The sequence below is a fragment of the Fulvimarina endophytica genome (assembly GCF_003403015.1).
In the GTDB taxonomy this organism is placed as follows: domain Bacteria; phylum Pseudomonadota; class Alphaproteobacteria; order Rhizobiales; family Rhizobiaceae; genus Fulvimarina; species Fulvimarina endophytica.
Window position 1 is genome coordinate 371148 of record NZ_QURL01000002.1, and the last position, 17134, is coordinate 388281.

Sequence of the window (17134 nt, forward strand, 5' to 3'; positions counted from 1 at the left end):
GGCCATCCGTCGCGGGGGCTCTGGCGCTCTTCGATGGGCAAACCATATGCCACGTCATGCGTTCGTCCACTGCGAACGCGCGAATTTGCGGCATGGAGAGCTGGAATGGCCGAACCCGAGACGACAGCACGGGGCGCGAGCGCGCCCATCGAGCGCACGGATATCGTGATCGCCGGTGCCGGCTATGTCGGGTTGACCCTCGCGATCGCCATCAAGTCGGCGGCGCCATCGCTTGACGTCAGGCTGGTCGACATCGCGCCGGACGGCGCCTGGAAGCGGGACGAGCGCGCCTCCGCCATCGCCGCGGCGGCGATTCGCATGCTCGAACATCTGGAGATCTGGCAGTCGGTGAGGGACGAAGCCCAGCCGATTACCGAGATGATCGTGACCGATTCGCGCACGAACGATCCGGTGCGGCCGGTCTTCCTCACCTTCGGCGGCGAGGCCGAGCCCGGCGAGCCGTTCGCCCACATGCTGAGCAATCAGGTCCTGAACGGTGCGCTGCGCGAAAAGGCCGAGGCCCTCGGCGTCACGCTCTCCCAGGGCGTCGGGGTCTCCGGCATCGCGCGCAAGTCGGCGCGGATCGACGTCTCGCTGACCGACGGACGCGAACTCGCCGCCCGTCTCCTCGTCGCCTGCGACGGCGTCAACTCGAAGATCCGCGGCATGGCCGGCATCCAGACGGTCAGGAAGCAGTACGACCAGTCCGGCATCGTTGCGACCGTCTCCCACGAGCGCCCCCATCACGGGCGCGCCGAGGAGCATTTCCTGCCCTCCGGCCCGTTCGCGATCCTCCCGTTGAAGGGCAACCGCTCCTCGCTCGTCTGGACGGAGAGCACCCGGCAGGCGAAGGATCTCGTCGAGGGCGACGAGATGATGTTCGAACTCGAATTGGAGCAGCGATTCGGCCACAAGCTCGGCGCGCTGCGCCTCGAAGGCGGACGCAGGGCCTTCCCGCTCGGACTGACGCTGGCGCGCAGTTTCGTGACCGATCGCGTTGCGCTTGCGGGCGATGCGGCCCATGGCATCCATCCGATCGCGGGGCAGGGCCTCAATCTCGGCTTCAAGGACGCGGCCGCGCTCGCCCAGGTCATCGTGGAAGCCGAACGCGGTGGGCTCGATATCGGAGCCGTCGACGTTCTGGAGGAGTATCAGCGCTGGCGCCGATTCGACACGGTGCAGATGGGCGTGACGACGGACATCCTCAACCGGCTGTTCTCCAACGACAATTCGATGCTGCGCGCGGTTCGCTCCTTCGGGCTCTCCCTCGTCGACCGGGCGCCGGCAGTGAAGGAGTTCTTCATCTCCCAGGCCGCGGGGCTCAATCGCGGCCCGGCCCCCCGGCTCCTGCGCGGCGAGCCGATCTGAGAAGTCGTTGGGCGTTGCGGAAGGAGCGCTTTGGGGGCGGTGGTCGATTGCGGTTCCCGCCCGGTGAGGTTACGACACGTTCCGAAACGAAAGGGCCGTCCGCAAGTCGCCATCGCGGCTTGTCGCCGGTCCACCTCTCACTGGTCGGAGCCTTCAGCGCATGACGTTCAGCGGTATTCTCTTCATTCTCCTCGTGATCGCGTTCGTCGCCGTTTTGCCGATCTGGTCCTATTCCCGCCGGTTCACGATCGGCCCGCTGATGATCGTCGCGCTCCTCATCGTGCTGGTGATGGTCCTCGCTCTGATCGGTCTCATCTGACGGGCATGTCCGGAATTCGGACGCCGCGAACGCTCCGAACCTCCACAAATTCCTCATGACCGAAACGAGAAAGGCGCCCGGATCGCTCCGGGCGCCTGCTTTGTCGTGTTCCGGCTTTTCGATGATCAGAATTTCGGCGCCTCACGGCCGGCGGCCCGGTAGGCCGAGCGCAGGGTATTGGCCATCAGCATGCCGATGGTCATGGGCCCGACGCCGCCCGGAACGGGCGTGATCGCCCTGGCCTTGGCCGCTGCCTCGTCATAGGCGACATCGCCGACGAGGCGCGTCTTGGGCGAGCCGTCCGCGTTGGCGCCCTTGTCCGCCGCCTCGACGCGGTTGATGCCGACGTCCACGACCACGGCCCCGTCCTTCACGAAGTCGCCGGTGATCATCTCCGGACGCCCGACGGCGGCAACGAGAATGTCCGCCTTCGCGCAGACGGATGCGAGATCGCGGGTGCGGGAATGGGCGATGGTGACGGTGGCATTGGCCGCGAGCAGAAGCTGCGCCATCGGCTTGCCGACGATGTTGGACCGTCCCACGATCACGGCGTTGAGGCCGGAGAGATCGTCCCCCAGAACGTCGCGAATCATCACCATGCAGCCGGCGGGCGTGCAGGGCACGAACGCCTCGTCGGCAGCGCCCGTCGCGATCCGGCCGACGTTCACGAGGTGGAAGCCGTCCACGTCCTTGTCGGCGTCGATCGCCTGGATCACCTTCGCGTCGTCGATCTGTTTGGGCAAGGGGAGCTGGACGAGAATACCGTGAATGGTGTCGTCCCGATTCAAGGCGTCGACGACCTTGAGGAGTTCGTCCTCGCTCGTATCCTCGGTGAGTTCGTGCTTGACGGATTTGAAGCCGCATTCCTCGGCGCGCTTCGCTTTCGAGCCCACATAGACCTGGCTCGCCGGATCGGATCCCACGATGACGACCGCAAGGCCGGGCTGGACGCCGGTTTCGTCCCGGAGCCGCCGTGTCGCCGCCGTCACCTCCTCGATGATCGACTTGGACCGGGCCTTGCCGTCCATGATGATCGGATCGCTCATCTCAACTCTCCTCCGTTGGGATCGCTCCCATGTCTGGCGCACGGGTGCTCGAATCGAGGGGACTATAAGGCGAGACGGCGGGGATGCGCGACACGCGGGCCGCCCCGATCGGGTCAAAAACGCTCGTCGGTCGGGTGAACCGGTCAGTCGCCCTTGCCGAACATCCGTTTCAGCATCTCGGCCATCGGACCTGATTCTGGAACCCTGACCTTCGGCCCGTTGCCGCGCGCCTGATGGATGTGGCTCTTTCCGGCGGCAGGCTTTGCGGCGGGAGCCTTGGCTTCACGCGCCGGCTTGCCGCCCGGATCGGCGGACGTGGACAGCCGGTTCATGAAGAGGGCGTCCTCGCCTTTCACGAGAAGATCCGCATGACGCGCGATATCGGAAAGGAGGGGATCCAACCATTCGCGATCGGCCTTGGAGAAGTCGCCGAGCACGTGGGGCGTTACGAGTTCCTTGCGGCCCGGATGACCGATGCCGAGGCGCAGGCGCCTGTAGTCGCGGGTTCCGAGATGGGCATCGGCCGAGCGCAGGCCGTTATGCCCGCCATTGCCGCCCCCGGTCTTCACCTTCACCCGGCCGGGATCGAGATCGAGTTCGTCGTGCACGACGATCACGTTGCGCGCCTCGATCTTGAAGAAGCGGGCGGCCTCGCCGATCGAGCGGCCCGAATCGTTCATGAAGGTGAGGGGCTTGAGGAGTAGGACCTTCGTGCCGCCGATCTGGCCTTCCGAAATCTCACCCGAGAACTTCCTCGACCAGGGTGCGAAAGCGGGGTCGCGGGCGATCTCGTCGACGGCCATGAAGCCGATATTGTGCCGGTTGGCGGCATATTTCGGTCCGGGATTGCCGAGGCCGGCGATCAGTATCATCGGTTGTGCCCTTTCGCGGTGTGGCGAACGCGGATGCGAAAACGGCCGGGTTTGAGCCCGGCCGTTTCAAAATAGTGTCGATGGGACGCGGCGTCCGGCTTATTCGGGGCCGGCCTCGGTCTCGCCTTCGACGGTCTGGGCGCGCTGCTCGGTGACTTCCGTCGCCTCGACATCGCCGTCCTCGGGAGCTTCGCCCTCGTCTTCCTCGGCGCGCAGAGCCGCCGGGGTGGCGATCGTCGCGATCGCGAAGTCGCGGTCGGTGATCGTGAAGGTCACGCCCTTCGGCAGCGTCACGGAGGATGCCGCCAGCGTATCGCCGATATCGGTGCCGGTCAGGTCGATGGTGAACGCCTCGGGAATGGCGTTCGCCGAGCACTCGACCTCGACCGTGTGACGCACGATGTTGAGGACACCGCCGCGCTCGAGACCCGGGGAGGCTTCCTCGTTCTCGAAGTGAACCGGAATCTCGACCGTGACGCGGGTCTTCTCGCCGACGCGCAGGAAGTCGACATGGTCGAGGAAGTCGCGAACCGGATCGAGCTGGTAGTCGCGCGGCAGGACCTTGATCTTCTTGCCATCGACTTCGATGGTCGCCAGATTGGTCATGAAGCCGCCTGCGTGCAGCGCAAGGAAGGTTTCCTTGTAGGGGATCGCGATCGGCAGGGGATCTTTCTTGTCGCCGTAGATCACGGCGGGAATCATGGCCCGGCGGCGCAAAGCTCTGGCGGCCCCCTTGCCGACCTTTTCGCGCTTCTCGGCCTTGACCTCGAAGGTCTGATGCATGGTTTTCGTCCTTTGACTGTTGAGGTGGTCGAGTTCCCGTCCCGCAGGCGGGCGGGAAACGACGAAAAGCGGCGATGCCGTCCGGCATACCGCTTCCTCCGCGCTGCCTCCAAGGGTGTCCGCGCGGACGGGCACGCTATACGCGAGCCCGGGGCCTGCGGCAAGACCGCAGGCGGCGAGCCCATTCGCACAGACGCGATCTCCCTTATGACCGCCGCATGACGAGGCGAAGAAAAACACCGCCGCGACGAATTTTTCTTCTCAAGTCGCGCCCCGGGGCCCCGTTCGAGTGTGCCCGGAACCCCTGTGGCGCCGGGGATTGGAGCCTCCGGAGGCATGGTCGGACATCCTGTCGAAAGGGCGCTTGACTTGAATCATTCGAGCCCGTAAATCACCGCCATCGCCGCTTCGGTGGCGAGCAAATGCGGGTGTAGCTCAGTTGGTTAGAGTGCCGGCCTGTCACGCCGGAGGTCGCGGGTTCGAGCCCCGTCACTCGCGCCATTCCCTCTCAGTTTCGACGATTGAGATCACGGAATGGCGCGCCGCCTGCGGGCGGATGGTCTCGCAATTTCTTCCCCATTTCCAGTCGATAGCCGATCCGTTCGTCTCCGGGCGTCCGAGCTGCGAACTTGCGCTCGTCGCGTGCCTGCGCCACGCTGGCGGGAAGCGGCGCGTCCATGTGACAGGGGCGTTGCGCCTTGCACCGGCGAAGGGGAGAGGCTAGGTGTGGCCGAGCGTTGTCCCGGGCCGGGCTGTCGCGTGTCGCAGGTCTCGAAATAGCCGCCGCGCGCAACCGCTTTTCCGGCCCGACATTTCTGTTGCGCCCGCGCGTCAGACGCGTGCGGCATCCTGTCGATGAACGAGGACCTGTCCGTTCGATGGAAGACCTTCTGAGTTCGTATCTGCCGATCGTCATCTTCGTCGGCATCTGCCTGGTCCTCGGCCTTGCCCTTCTGGTGGCGCCGTTCCTTCTCGCCTTTCGCGCGCCCGACGACGAGAAGCTGTCCGCCTACGAATGCGGCTTCGACGCCTTCGACGATTCGCGCATGAAGTTCGACGTCCGGTTCTATCTCGTCGCGATTCTCTTCATCATCTTCGATCTCGAAGTGGCGTTCCTGTTCCCCTGGGCCGCGAGCTTCGGGACCGTCGGCTGGTTCGGCCTGTGGTCGATGACCGTCTTCCTCGGCGTCCTCACCGTCGGCTTCATCTACGAATGGAAGAAAGGAGCACTCGAATGGGAGTGATCCAAGATAACGAGCTCAAGCTCTTTTCGCCGCAGACCGATGTCGCGAGCGCCGGTGCGCCCGGATCGGTCACCGCCGCGCCCGATCCGTTCGTGACGGCGATCAACGACGAGCTCGCCGACAAGGGCTTCCTCGTCACCTCGACCGACGATCTCATCCAGTGGGCCCGCAACGGCTCGCTGATGTGGATGACCTTCGGCCTTGCGTGCTGCGCTGTCGAGATGATGCAGATGTCGATGCCGCGCTACGACGCCGAGCGCTTCGGCTTCGCCCCGCGCGCCTCGCCTCGCCAGTCCGACGTGATGATCGTCGCGGGAACACTCACCAACAAGATGGCCCCGGCGCTGCGCAAGGTCTACGACCAGATGCCGGAGCCGCGCTACGTCATCTCCATGGGCTCCTGCGCCAATGGTGGCGGCTACTACCATTATTCCTATTCGGTGGTGCGCGGCTGCGACCGGGTGGTGCCGGTCGATATCTACGTGCCGGGTTGCCCGCCGAGCGCCGAAGCCCTGCTTTATGGCGTGATGCTTCTGCAGAAGAAGATCCGCCGCACCGGCACGATCGAACGATAAGGGGCCGGCGATGACCCATCCGCAGATCAGCGACGATGTTCGCGACGCGATTCTCGAGACCCTGGCCGACCGGCTGGAGGACAGCTATGTGCGCTTCGGCGAGCTGACCCTCGTCGTCTCGCCGCAGAACGTGGTCAAGGTCCTGACCGTGCTTCGCGACGACCCGAAAATGCAGTTCGTCAATTTCGTCGATCTGTGCGGGGTCGATTTCCCCCAGCGTGCCGAGCGCTTCGAGGTGGTCTACCACCTCCTGTCGCCGCGACAGAACTCCCGGGTGCGCATCAAGACGTCGACGGCGGAGGACGTTCCGGTTCCCTCGGTGACCGACGTCTTCCCGGCGGCGGACTGGTTCGAGCGCGAGGCCTACGATCTCTACGGCATCCTCTTCACCGGCCACCCGGACCTGCGCCGCATCCTCACCGATTACGGTTTCGAGGGCTATCCGCTGCGCAAGGACTTCCCGCTGACCGGCTTCGTCGAGGTCCGCTACGACGAAGAGCGCAAGCAGGTCGTCTACGAGCCGGTCGAGTTGCGCCAGGAATTCCGCAATTTCGACTTCCTCTCGCCTTGGGAAGGCACGGACTACGTGCTGCCAGGCGACGAGAAGGCGCCGAACTGACGGGGAGCGCGCCGATGGCCGCCAGACGCCTCGATGCCCACTGCCTATGCGGGGACGTGAAGCTGTCCGCCGAGGTCGACGATCTGCGCGTCAGCGTCTGCCATTGCGATACCTGCCGCCGCTGGTGCGGCGGGCCCTTCATGGCGCTGGAGGGCGCGCGCGAGGTCTCGATCGCCGGAACCGACCGGCTCGGCATCTACGCGTCGTCGCCCACGGGCGAGCGCGGCTTCTGCATCGGCTGCGGCACCACGCTCTTCTTCCGCACGAAAGATGCCGCCCACTACGCAGTTTCGGCCATGGCCTGCAGCGATGTGGACGATGCGGAAATGGTGGACCAGATCTTCATCGACTCCAAGCCGCACTGGTACGAATTCGCAAACGACACGAAGAAGCTGACGGGCCTCGAGTTCTTCGCCCTGCACGCTTCCGACGAGGAATAGCCCGATGGCTGAGATCGACGTCCGCAATTTCAACATCAATTTCGGTCCGCAGCATCCGGCCGCGCACGGCGTTCTGCGTCTCGTGCTCGAACTCGACGGCGAGATCGTCGAGCGGGTCGATCCCCATGTGGGCCTGCTGCATCGCGGTACCGAGAAGCTCATCGAGCACAAGACCTATCTCCAGGCGATCCCATATTTCGATCGTCTGGACTACGTCTCGCCGATGAACCAGGAGCACGCCTTCTGCCTCGCCATCGAGCGGCTGGCGGATGTCGAGGTCCCGATCCGCGGCCAGCTGATCCGCGTTCTCTACTGCGAGATCGGCCGCATCCTCTCCCACATTCTCAACGTGACGACCCAGGCCATGGATGTCGGCGCCCTGACGCCGCCGCTCTGGGGCTTCGAGGAGCGCGAGAAGCTGATGGTGTTCTACGAGCGCGCATCCGGCGCTCGCCTCCATTCCAGCTATTTCCGCCCGGGCGGCGTGCATCAGGACATCGATCAGAAGCTGATCGACGATATCGGTGCCTGGTGCGATCCGTTCCTGAAGGTCTGCGACGATCTCGAAGAGCTCCTGACCGACAACCGCATCTTCAAGCAGCGCAATGTGGACATCGGCGTCGTCAATCTCGACGATGCCTGGGCCATGGGCTTCTCGGGCGTGATGGTGCGCGGCTCTGGCGCGGCCTGGGACCTTCGCAAGTCGCAGCCCTACGAATGCTACGACGAGATGGAATTCGACATTCCGATCGGAAAGAACGGCGACTGCTACGACCGCTATCTGATCCGCATGGTCGAGATGCGCGAATCGGTCCGCATCATGAAACAGTGTGTCGAGCGCCTTTCGGGACGCGAGAAGACCGGTCCGGTTTCCGCGCCCATGGGCAAGGTGGTCCCGCCGAAGCGTCCGCAGATGAAGCGGTCGATGGAGGCGCTGATCCATCACTTCAAGCTCTATACCGAAGGCTTCCACCTTCCCGAGGGCGAGGTCTATGCGGCCGTCGAGGCGCCGAAGGGCGAATTCGGCGTCTATCTCGTGGCGGACGGGACGAACAAGCCCCATCGCTGCAAGATCAAGGCTCCGGGCTTCGCGCATCTGCAGGCCATGGACGTCATGTGCAAGGGCCATCTCCTCGCCGACGTCTCGGCGATCCTCGGAACGCTCGACATCGTCTTCGGCGAGGTCGATCGCTAAGGGGCCTTGCGGAGCCGGCACGAGCGTCTCGATTCTTTCGGGATGCTCGGCCTCTCAAGGTGGATGGTTCCTCGGCCTTGGTTTGCGACTCACGGGCGGGCGGACGTCTCGCTGTGTGACGTCCGGCTCGTGAAAGCGGGCTCGTCTGCGGCTAGAACCGGATCGAGATCGCTCGGGGCAGGGCGCCCGGGCGGTGTTCTTCAATCCCTCATCGATCGCGGCAGCAGGTGCGCCCGTCCGGCATCCGTGTCATGTTGAGTGTCCGTGACCGGATCTGCGTGACATAACGAAGGCTGGCTGCGGCTCCTGCCGGCTTGCCTGGAGCCTTGAACCCGATCTGAGAATCGGGTCCGAAGCTCCAGCTCCTCGTTGACGCATCGGATGGTCCGAAAACCGGGTCCACTTTTCGGTCCGATGCTGTAGGCTCCCATGGCGCTTGCCTCAGGATTTCGAGACGTCGTGCGGCGGGATGGGAAGCCCGGTCGCTTGCCGCTCTTCGCCGCAGTGCGAAATCCTGAACGGGTAGTGCTGGCGTTTTGTCCAGCCTGTGATAGAACGCGCGCAAACCGCGTGAATTGTAATGGTTCTTAAAGTCGAGGTCCGATGTCCGTTCGACGTCTTGCCGATGACAGCATGCAGCCGCAGGCATTCGCGTTCTCCGCGGAGAACGATGCCTGGGCCGATGCCACCGTCCGCAAATATCCCGAAGGTCGCCAGCAGTCGGCCGTAATCCCCCTTCTTATGCGGGCGCAGGACCAGGAAGGCTGGGTCACCAAGGCGGCGATCGAGCACGTGGCCGATCGTCTCGGCATGCCGCTGATCCGCGTGCTCGAGGTCGCGACCTTCTACACCCAGTTCATGCTTCAGCCGATCGGCACGAAGGCGCATATCCAGGTCTGCGGGACGACGCCCTGCATGCTGCGCGGTGCCGAGGACCTGAAGGCGGTCTGCAAGAAGAAGATCCATCCCGAGCCGTTCCACCGCAATGCGGAAGGGACGCTGTCCTGGGAAGAGGTCGAGTGCCAGGGCGCCTGCGTCAACGCACCGATGATCATGATCTTCAAGGATGCCTATGAGGACCTCACGCCCGAGCGGCTCGAGGAGATCATCGACGAGTTCGAGGCGGGCAATGGCGGCAAGGTGAAGACCGGGCCGCAGAACGGACGCCACGAGTCCGTGCCGATCGGCGGACTGACCTCGCTGACCGAGGATTACGACGACCTCGTCTCCAAGCAGAAGTCTGAGACGGAAACCGGGCCGGCAAACGGTGCTGGCAGCCAGGGCGCGGGCGCGGGGGCGACGATTTCCGCGCCGCCGTCCGAAGCCGGACGTCCCGATACGGAATCGAGCTATACCGATCCGACGATCGATGCGCCGGGCAAGCCCGCGGACGCCGCCGTCGACGAGAGCAACGAGCGCAGCGTGAGCGACGATCTCGTCGCCGAGGCGAAGGATCCGTCCGCCGGCCAGGAAGGCGGAGCGCGCGAAGGCGGCACCGACCAGGAAGAGCGCGACGCCGCGGAATTCGGTCAGGTCTCGGGAGATGATCCGAAGGCCGATCCGCAGACCGCCGGTGGCAGCTTCGTCGACCGCGAAAAGGCGGCCCGCGAGGCGGTCGTGCAGGACTTCAAGACGGTCGAGGATCCCGGCGGCCCGGATATCGATGCCGCACGTGATGCGACGGAGGTCGACGATCTCCTGAACCGGGGCGGACAGCGCCTGGAAGGTGAGCGCGCCCACACCTCAGATACGGGTGCGGGTGCCGTCTACGACGACACCTTCGCCTCCAAGGCGACCGAGGGCGAGGCCGGCAGCGCCGGTGCCGGCACCGGGCGCCCGATCGACCAACAGGCCGATCTGCCTCAGGAGGGCGAAGATCTCGGCGAGGGCGAGAAGCCGCAGAATCTCATCGATGGCCCGCGCGAAGGCGAAACCTCCGATCTTCAGTCGATCAAGGGGATCGGTCCCGTGATCGAGGCCAAGCTCAACGAGCTCGGCGTCTACCATGTCTCGCAGGTCGCGGCATGGCGCCGCGAAGAGCTGGTGTGGGTCGACAACTACCTTAATTTCCGGGGACGTGCCGTGCGCGATCAATGGGTCGATCAGGCCAAGGTGCGCGCCGATGTCGGAACCGACAGCGGCAACGGGTCGGAATCGTAAGCGAGGAGCGGGCACATGCTTGCAGACAAGGACCGCATCTTCACCAATATCTACGGTCTTCGGGACAAGAGCCTGAAGGCCGCGATGAAGCGCGGCCATTTCGATGGGACGAAGGAGATCATCGAGAAGGGCCGCGACTGGATCATCAACGAGATGAAGGCGTCCGGCCTGCGCGGGCGCGGCGGCGCCGGCTTCCCGACCGGCCTCAAATGGTCCTTCATGCCGAAGGAAAGCAGCGGCAGGCCCCATTATCTCGTGGTCAATGCGGACGAGTCCGAGCCCGGCACCTGCAAGGACCGGGAGATCATGCGCAACGACCCGTTCACTCTGCTGGAAGGCTGCGTGATCGCCGGTTTCGCGATGGGCGCCCACACCGCCTACATCTATATCCGCGGTGAATACATCCGCGAGCGCGAAGCTTTGCAGCGCGCCGTCGACGAATGCTACGAGGCCGGTATTCTGGGCCGCGACAACTCGTGCGGATGGGATTTCGACATCGTCGTCCATCACGGCGCGGGCGCCTATATCTGCGGCGAGGAGACGGCGCTTCTCGAAAGCCTCGAGGGCAAGAAGGGCCAGCCGCGCCTGAAGCCCCCGTTCCCGGCCAATGTCGGTCTCTACGGCTGCCCGACCACGGTTAACAACGTGGAGTCCATCGCCGTCGCCCCGACGATCCTGCGCCGGGGAGGGGGCTGGTTCGCCGGCATCGGCCGCGAGAACAACACCGGCACAAAGCTCTTTTGCATTTCCGGCCATGTGGAACAGCCCTGCACGGTGGAAGAGGCGATGGGCATTTCCTTCCGCGAGCTGATCGAGAAGCATTGCGGCGGCATCCGCGGCGGCTGGGACAATCTCCTCGCCGTCATTCCGGGCGGCTCCTCGGTCCCGCTCGTGCCGGGCAAGGACATCATCGACGCGCCGATGGATTTCGATGGCCTGAAGGACATCAAGACCTCGCTCGGCACCGCCGCCGTCATCGTCATGGACAAGTCCACCGACATCGTTAAGGCGATCGCGCGCATCTCGTATTTCTACAAGCACGAAAGCTGCGGACAGTGCACGCCGTGCCGCGAGGGTACGGGCTGGATGTGGCGCGTGATGGAGCGCATGGCCGTCGGCAACGCCAAGAAGAGCGAGATCGACATGCTCCTCCAGGTGACCAAGCAAGTCGAGGGTCACACGATCTGCGCGCTGGGCGATGCGGCCGCATGGCCGATCCAGGGCCTGATGCGTCATTTCCGCCCCGAGATCGAGCGCCGGATCGACGAGTTCTCGCGCAATGCGGATCTCGATCGTCCCCATCTCGTGGCGGCGGAATAGGCTGATGGCGCCGGTCGCCCCCGCATGCTTCCCGGTCCGGCATCCGCGCCAGGACGCGCGTTCGATGGGGCCGAAGGGTCGGCGGCGGAGCCCGGCAGAGAAAGCGGATGTCTTCCATCCGGCAGAAAGAGTCTGAGACGATGACGAAGCTCAAGGTCGACGGCCGCGAGGTCGATGTTCCCGATCATTACACCCTGCTTCAGGCCTGCGAGGAAGCGGGCGCGGAGATCCCGCGCTTCTGCTTCCACGAGCGGTTGTCGATCGCAGGCAATTGCCGCATGTGCCTCGTCGAGGTGAAGGGCGGACCGCCCAAGCCGGCGGCATCCTGCGCGATGGGCGTCAAGGACATGCGTCCGGGACCGAACGGCGAACTGCCCGAGGTCTTCACGACCACGCCGATGGTGAAGAAGGCCCGCGAGGGCGTGATGGAATTCCTGCTGATCAACCATCCGCTCGATTGCCCGATCTGCGATCAGGGCGGTGAGTGCGACCTGCAGGACCAGGCGATGGCCTATGGCGTCGACTCCTCGCGCTATGTGGAGAACAAGCGCGCGGTCGAGGACAAGTATATCGGCCCCCTCGTCAAGACGATCATGACGCGCTGCATCCACTGCACGCGCTGCGTCCGCTTCACGACCGAAATCGCCGGCATTTCCGAACTCGGCCTCGTCGGCCGCGGCGAGGATGCGGAGATCACCACCTACCTCGAACAGGCGATGACGTCCGAACTCCAGGGCAATGTCATCGATCTCTGCCCCGTCGGCGCGCTCACCTCGCGGCCCTACGCCTTCCAGGCGCGTCCCTGGGAGCTGACCAAGACCGAGACCATCGACGTGATGGATGCGGTCGGCTCGGGCATTCGCGTCGATACGCGCGGCCGCGAGGTCATGCGCATCCTGCCGCGAACCAACGAGGCGGTGAACGAGGAGTGGATCTCCGACAAGACCCGTTTCGTGTGGGATGGTCTGAGGGTTCAGCGTCTCGATAGGCCCTATGTGCGCAAGGACGGGCGCCTGCAGCCCGCGAGCTGGCCCGAGGCCTTCGCGGCCGTCAAGGCCAAGCTCGACGCGACGGACGCCTCGAAGGTCGGCGCGATCGCGGGGGATCTCTCCGGCGTCGAGGAGATGTGGGCGATGAAGCGGGTCATGGCCGAGATCGGTTCGCCCAATCTCGACTGCCGCCAGGACGGTTCGGTGAACCATCCGGCGGACGGGCGCGCCTCCTACATCTTCAACACGACGATCGCGGGCATCGAGGAGGCCGACGCGCTTCTCATCATCGGCGCCAATCCGCGCTTCGAGGCCTCGATTCTCAATACGCGCATCCGCAAGCGCTGGCGCATGGACGGCTTCCCGATCGGTCTCGTCGGCGAGCGGACGGATCTGCGCTACGACTACACTTATCTCGGCGCCGGCACCGACACCCTTTCCGATATCGAGGGTGCGAGCGAGGCCTTCTTCGCAGCCCTCAAGCAGGCCTCGCGCCCGATGATCATCGTCGGCCAGGGAGCCCTCATGGGCGAGAACGGCGCCTCGGTGCTTGCCTCGGCCGCAGCTCTCGCACGGGAAGTGGGGGCGGTGACGGATGGCTGGAACGGCTTCAACGTCCTCCAGACGGCGGCTTCGCGCGTCGGCGGGCTCGATATCGGCTTCGTGCCGGGCGAGGGCGGACTTTCTGCGGCTGAAATGGCTTCCGGCGGCGTCGATCTTCTCTTCAGCATGGGTGCCGACGAGATCGAGATAAAGGACGGCCCGTTCGTGGTCTACACGGGCAGCCATGGCGATCGCGGCGCAAGCCGCGCCGACGTGATCCTGCCGGCGGCCGCCTATACGGAGAAGTCCGCCACCTATGTGAACCTCGAGGGCCGGGCGCAGGTCGCCAGCCGCGCCGCGTTCCCCCCGGGCGAAGCCAAGGAAGACTGGGCGATCGTGCGCGCGCTGTCGGCGGTGATCGGCAAGCAGCTTCCGTTCGACTCGCTGCTGCAGCTGCGCAAGGAACTCTACGCCGAGCACGGTTTCATGCGCACCGATGGTGTGGAGGCCGCTGACCCCGCTTCCATCACGACCCTTGCGGACCGGGCGGAAAAGCTGGCATCCATGCCCCTGCGCTCGAACATCCCGGACTTCTATCTGACGAACCCGATCGCGCGGGCCTCGAAGGTGATGGCCGAATGCTCCAAGCTTGCCAGCCAGACCCATCTGGCAGCTGCGGAATAAGGACGACACGGCTTGACTGACATCTTCTCCCTCTACGTGTGGCCGGCTCTCGTCATCACGGCCCAGAGCGTCCTCTTCATCGTGGTCCTGCTCGTCCTGATCGCCTACATCCTGCTCGCCGATCGCAAGATCTGGGCGGCCGTGCAGATGCGGCGCGGCCCGAACGTGGTCGGCCCGTTCGGCCTGTTCCAGTCCTTCGCCGATCTCCTGAAGTTCGCACTGAAGGAGCCGATCATCCCGGCCTCCTCCGACAAGCCGGTCTTCCTTCTCGCGCCCCTCGTCGCGGTCACCTTGGCGCTCGCCACCTTCGCGGTCATTCCGGTGGCCGACGGGTGGGTGATCGCCGATATCAATATCGGCATCCTCTACGTCTTCGCGATCTCCTCGCTCGAGGTCTACGGCGTGATCATGGGCGGCTGGGCGTCGAACTCGAAATACGCCTTTCTCGGCGCGCTGCGCTCGGCCGCGCAGATGGTCTCCTACGAAGTCTCCATCGGCTTCGTGATCGTCTCCGTGCTGCTCTGCGTCGGATCGCTGAACCTCACCGAGATCGTCCTGTCCCAGTCGACGGGCCTCGGGACGATGATCGGCCTTCCGGCGACCTTCCTCGACTGGCACTGGCTCGGCCTGTTCCCGATGTTCATCATCTTCTTCATCTCGGCGCTCGCCGAGACGAACAGGCCGCCCTTCGACCTGCCGGAAGCCGAGTCGGAACTCGTCGCCGGCTACATGGTGGAGTATTCCGCGACCCCGTACATGATGTTCATGCTCGGCGAATATGCGGCCATCACCCTGATGTGCTGCCTGACGACGATCCTGTTCCTCGGCGGCTGGCTGCCTCCCTTCGATTTCGCACCGTTCACCTGGGTTCCCGGCTTCATCTGGTTCCTGATCAAGGGTGGGCTGGTGTTCTTCATGTTCGCGATGGTGAAGGCGTTCGTGCCCCGCTACCGCTACGACCAGCTGATGCGGCTCGGCTGGAAGGTCTTCCTTCCGCTGTCGCTCGCAATGGTCATCGTCACCGCCTTCGTCATCCAGATCTTCGGATGGGGCGCCGCGGCGTGATGGAGATCCCGGCGATCCTCGGCGCCCTGATCGGGCTGGCCATCGGGATCGCCGACTACGTCCTTCTCGGTTTCGTCCGGGACCGGTTCCGGCAGAAGATGCCGGCCGAGCGGATCGGAAGCGGCGTGATCATCGAGATCGTCCGGATCTCGCAGCTCGTGTTCTTTCCGATCGCGGGGTGGTATGTCGGGGCCTACCTCCTATGACCTCCGCGATCGTGCGCCCCGAACCCGTCGTCTTCCCCGTGGCCTCGCGGTGAAGCAGCGATCGGGCGCGGTGCCGATTATCATTGCCCGGGCCGGGCGGCGTTCGCGCCGACGCGTTCGGGAAGCCGAAGACAGTTTTGGGATCTGATCCATGTCCGCCATCAAACAGACCGTCCGATCGCTGTTCCTGATCGAGTTCATCAAGGCGTTCGGCCTTGCGATGCGCTATTTCTTCGCGCCGAAGGCGACCATCAACTATCCCTTCGAGAAGGGTGAAACGAGCCCGCGCTTCCGGGGCGAGCATGCGCTTCGCCGCTATCCGAACGGCCAGGAGCGGTGCATCGCCTGCAAGCTGTGCGAGGCCATCTGTCCGGCCCAGGCGATCACCATCGAAGCCGGACCTCGCCAGAACGACGGCACGCGCCGCACGGTGCGCTACGACATCGACATGGTGAAGTGCATCTATTGCGGCTTCTGCCAGGAAGCCTGCCCGGTCGATGCGATCGTCGAGGGCCCGAACTTCGAATTCGCGACGGAAACCCGCGAAGAGCTCTATTACGACAAGCAGAAGCTGCTTGCGAACGGCGATCGGTGGGAGCGGGAAATCGCGCGCAACATTGCGCTCGACGCGCCATACAGGTAAGCGGGGCCGAACTTTAGAAACGGTCTCGCAAACGCAGAGCCCGACGACTCGCGCGGCCCTCCGCGCCGAGCCGCGCGACAGTGACAACAGGGAGCTTCGATGCTCGGTCTCCAGGCATTCTTCTTCTACATCTTCGCCTTCATCGCCGTCGGCGGTGCGTTGATGGTCGTCCTGTCCAGGAACCCGGTACACTCGGTGCTGTTCCTGATTCTCACATTCGTCGCGTCGGCTGGCCTGTTCCTCCTGACGGGCGCCGAATTCCTCGCGATGATCCTCATCGTCGTCTACGTGGGCGCCGTCGCGATCCTCTTCCTGTTCGTCGTCATGATGCTCGATCTCGACGTCGGACAGCTGAAGCAGAGAGCGGTTCAGTACGCGCCCTTCGGTGCGGTGATCGCGGTGCTGCTTCTGGCCGAACTCATCATCGCCGTCTCGGGCGGCCTTGCCGATCCCGCACCCATGACGATGACGACCGCTCTGCCCATGGCCGAGACCGGGGGGCTGTCCAACATCGAAGCGCTCGGCAACGTGCTCTACACCCGCTACATCCTGTTCTTCCAGCTTGCGGGTCTCATCCTCTTCGTCGCGATGATCGGAGCCATCGTGCTCACGCTTCGCCACAAGGAAAATGTCCGTCGACAGTCGATTCCCGATCAGGTGGCGCGCAATCCCGCGACCGCGATCGAGATCAAGAAGGTCGAGAGCGGACGCGGCATCTGACATTGAAAGGACGAGGGGCTTGAACAGCATGGAAGTCGGTCTCGGCCAGTACCTGACCGTCGCGGCGATCCTCTTCGTGATCGGCGTCTTCGGCATCTTCATGAACCGGAAGAACATCATCACGATCCTGATGTCCGTCGAGCTGATCCTGCTCGCGGTGAACATCAATTTCGTGGCGTTTTCCGCATTTCTCGACGATCTCGCGGGGCAGGTCTTCGCCCTCTTCGTCCTGACGGTCGCCGCCGCGGAAGCTGCGATCGGCCTTGCGATCCTCGTCGTCTTCTTCCGAAATCGCGGCTCGATCGCCGTCGACGACGTCAACACGATGAAAGGCTGATCGACC

The 17134-nt window shown here is 64.5% G+C and carries 17 protein-coding genes, 1 tRNA gene and 1 pseudogene; 16 read left to right on the plus strand and 3 right to left on the minus strand.

What is annotated here, in order from left to right; genetic code table 11:
• Nucleotides 1–105 precede the first annotated feature (105 nt).
• Nucleotides 106–1368: a ubiquinone biosynthesis hydroxylase gene (locus tag DYI37_RS05165; RefSeq protein ID WP_116682130.1), complete on the plus strand. Its 1263-nt coding sequence runs from the start codon at nucleotides 106–108 to the stop codon at nucleotides 1366–1368.
• 160 nt (nucleotides 1369–1528) lie between these two features.
• A complete protein-coding gene (locus DYI37_RS05170) occupies nucleotides 1529–1687 on the plus strand; it encodes a DUF3309 family protein (RefSeq protein ID WP_116682131.1) in 159 nt (52 codons plus the stop codon).
• Between the two features lie 125 nt (nucleotides 1688–1812).
• Here the strand turns inward: DYI37_RS05170 and folD are convergent, their stop codons facing one another.
• The 3 genes from folD to DYI37_RS05185 all read right to left on the minus strand — a co-directional run bounded on the left by folD (nucleotide 1813) and on the right by DYI37_RS05185 (nucleotide 4388).
• The gene (gene folD, locus DYI37_RS05175) at nucleotides 1813–2733 is read right to left on the minus strand and encodes a bifunctional methylenetetrahydrofolate dehydrogenase/methenyltetrahydrofolate cyclohydrolase FolD (RefSeq protein ID WP_116682132.1); all 921 of its coding nucleotides are present in this window, start codon (nucleotides 2731–2733) and stop codon (nucleotides 1813–1815) included.
• 143 nt (nucleotides 2734–2876) lie between these two features.
• A complete protein-coding gene (pth, locus tag DYI37_RS05180) occupies nucleotides 2877–3605 on the minus strand; it encodes an aminoacyl-tRNA hydrolase (protein ID WP_116682133.1) in 729 nt (242 codons plus the stop codon).
• A 99-nt stretch (nucleotides 3606–3704) separates the two neighbouring features.
• Complete coding sequence (locus DYI37_RS05185) at nucleotides 3705–4388, minus strand: 50S ribosomal protein L25/general stress protein Ctc (protein ID WP_116682134.1); 684 nt, start codon at nucleotides 4386–4388, stop codon at nucleotides 3705–3707.
• Between the two features lie 424 nt (nucleotides 4389–4812).
• On the opposite strand from DYI37_RS05185, the gene DYI37_RS05190 reads away from it, so the two are divergent.
• The 14 genes and pseudogenes from DYI37_RS05190 (at nucleotide 4813) to nuoK (ending at nucleotide 17128) form a co-directional block, all read left to right on the plus strand.
• Nucleotides 4813–4889 (plus strand) — tRNA-Asp (locus DYI37_RS05190).
• 377 nt (nucleotides 4890–5266) lie between these two features.
• Nucleotides 5267–5632 (plus strand): NADH-quinone oxidoreductase subunit A, encoded by a 366-nt coding sequence (locus DYI37_RS05195; RefSeq protein ID WP_116682135.1) that lies wholly within the window; start codon nucleotides 5267–5269, stop codon nucleotides 5630–5632.
• The gene (locus DYI37_RS05200; RefSeq protein WP_116682136.1) at nucleotides 5623–6207 is read left to right on the plus strand and encodes a NuoB/complex I 20 kDa subunit family protein; all 585 of its coding nucleotides are present in this window, start codon (nucleotides 5623–5625) and stop codon (nucleotides 6205–6207) included. The genes DYI37_RS05195 and DYI37_RS05200 overlap by 10 nt, the downstream gene beginning before the upstream one ends.
• A 10-nt stretch (nucleotides 6208–6217) precedes the next feature.
• On the plus strand, nucleotides 6218–6826 hold the full coding sequence (locus DYI37_RS05205) for an NADH-quinone oxidoreductase subunit C (protein ID WP_116682137.1): 609 nt from the start codon (nucleotides 6218–6220) through the stop codon (nucleotides 6824–6826).
• Nucleotides 6827–6840: 14 nt separating this feature from the next.
• A complete protein-coding gene (locus DYI37_RS05210; RefSeq protein ID WP_116682138.1) occupies nucleotides 6841–7266 on the plus strand; it encodes a GFA family protein in 426 nt (141 codons plus the stop codon).
• Nucleotides 7267–7270: 4 nt separating this feature from the next.
• Nucleotides 7271–8461 carry an NADH-quinone oxidoreductase subunit D gene (locus DYI37_RS05215; RefSeq protein ID WP_116682139.1) on the plus strand — a complete coding sequence of 397 codons (1191 nt, stop codon included), beginning with the start codon at nucleotides 7271–7273 and terminating at the stop codon, nucleotides 8459–8461.
• Nucleotides 8462–9064: 603 nt separating this feature from the next.
• Nucleotides 9065–9668 (plus strand): annotated as a pseudogene (gene nuoE / locus DYI37_RS20250) (NADH-quinone oxidoreductase subunit NuoE); the annotation flags it as partial.
• Nucleotides 9669–10636: 968 nt separating this feature from the next.
• Nucleotides 10637–11941: an NADH-quinone oxidoreductase subunit NuoF gene (gene nuoF / locus DYI37_RS05225; protein ID WP_116682141.1), complete on the plus strand. Its 1305-nt coding sequence runs from the start codon at nucleotides 10637–10639 to the stop codon at nucleotides 11939–11941.
• 140 nt (nucleotides 11942–12081) lie between these two features.
• Complete coding sequence (nuoG, locus tag DYI37_RS05230) at nucleotides 12082–14157, plus strand: NADH-quinone oxidoreductase subunit NuoG (protein ID WP_116682411.1); 2076 nt, start codon at nucleotides 12082–12084, stop codon at nucleotides 14155–14157.
• Between the two features lie 12 nt (nucleotides 14158–14169).
• On the plus strand, nucleotides 14170–15222 hold the full coding sequence (gene nuoH / locus DYI37_RS05235; protein ID WP_116682142.1) for an NADH-quinone oxidoreductase subunit NuoH: 1053 nt from the start codon (nucleotides 14170–14172) through the stop codon (nucleotides 15220–15222).
• Entirely contained in the window at nucleotides 15204–15428 is a 225-nt protein-coding gene (locus DYI37_RS05240; protein ID WP_116682143.1) for a hypothetical protein, read from the plus strand. The genes nuoH and DYI37_RS05240 overlap by 19 nt, the downstream gene beginning before the upstream one ends.
• Nucleotides 15429–15579: 151 nt before the next feature.
• Nucleotides 15580–16071, plus strand: coding sequence for an NADH-quinone oxidoreductase subunit NuoI (gene nuoI, locus DYI37_RS05245; RefSeq protein ID WP_116682144.1), 492 nt, complete (start codon nucleotides 15580–15582; stop codon nucleotides 16069–16071).
• A 99-nt stretch (nucleotides 16072–16170) separates the two neighbouring features.
• Nucleotides 16171–16791 carry an NADH-quinone oxidoreductase subunit J gene (locus DYI37_RS05250; RefSeq protein WP_116682145.1) on the plus strand — a complete coding sequence of 207 codons (621 nt, stop codon included), beginning with the start codon at nucleotides 16171–16173 and terminating at the stop codon, nucleotides 16789–16791.
• A 28-nt stretch (nucleotides 16792–16819) separates the two neighbouring features.
• Entirely contained in the window at nucleotides 16820–17128 is a 309-nt protein-coding gene (gene nuoK, locus DYI37_RS05255) for an NADH-quinone oxidoreductase subunit NuoK (RefSeq protein ID WP_116682146.1), read from the plus strand.
• Nucleotides 17129–17134 lie beyond the last annotated feature (6 nt).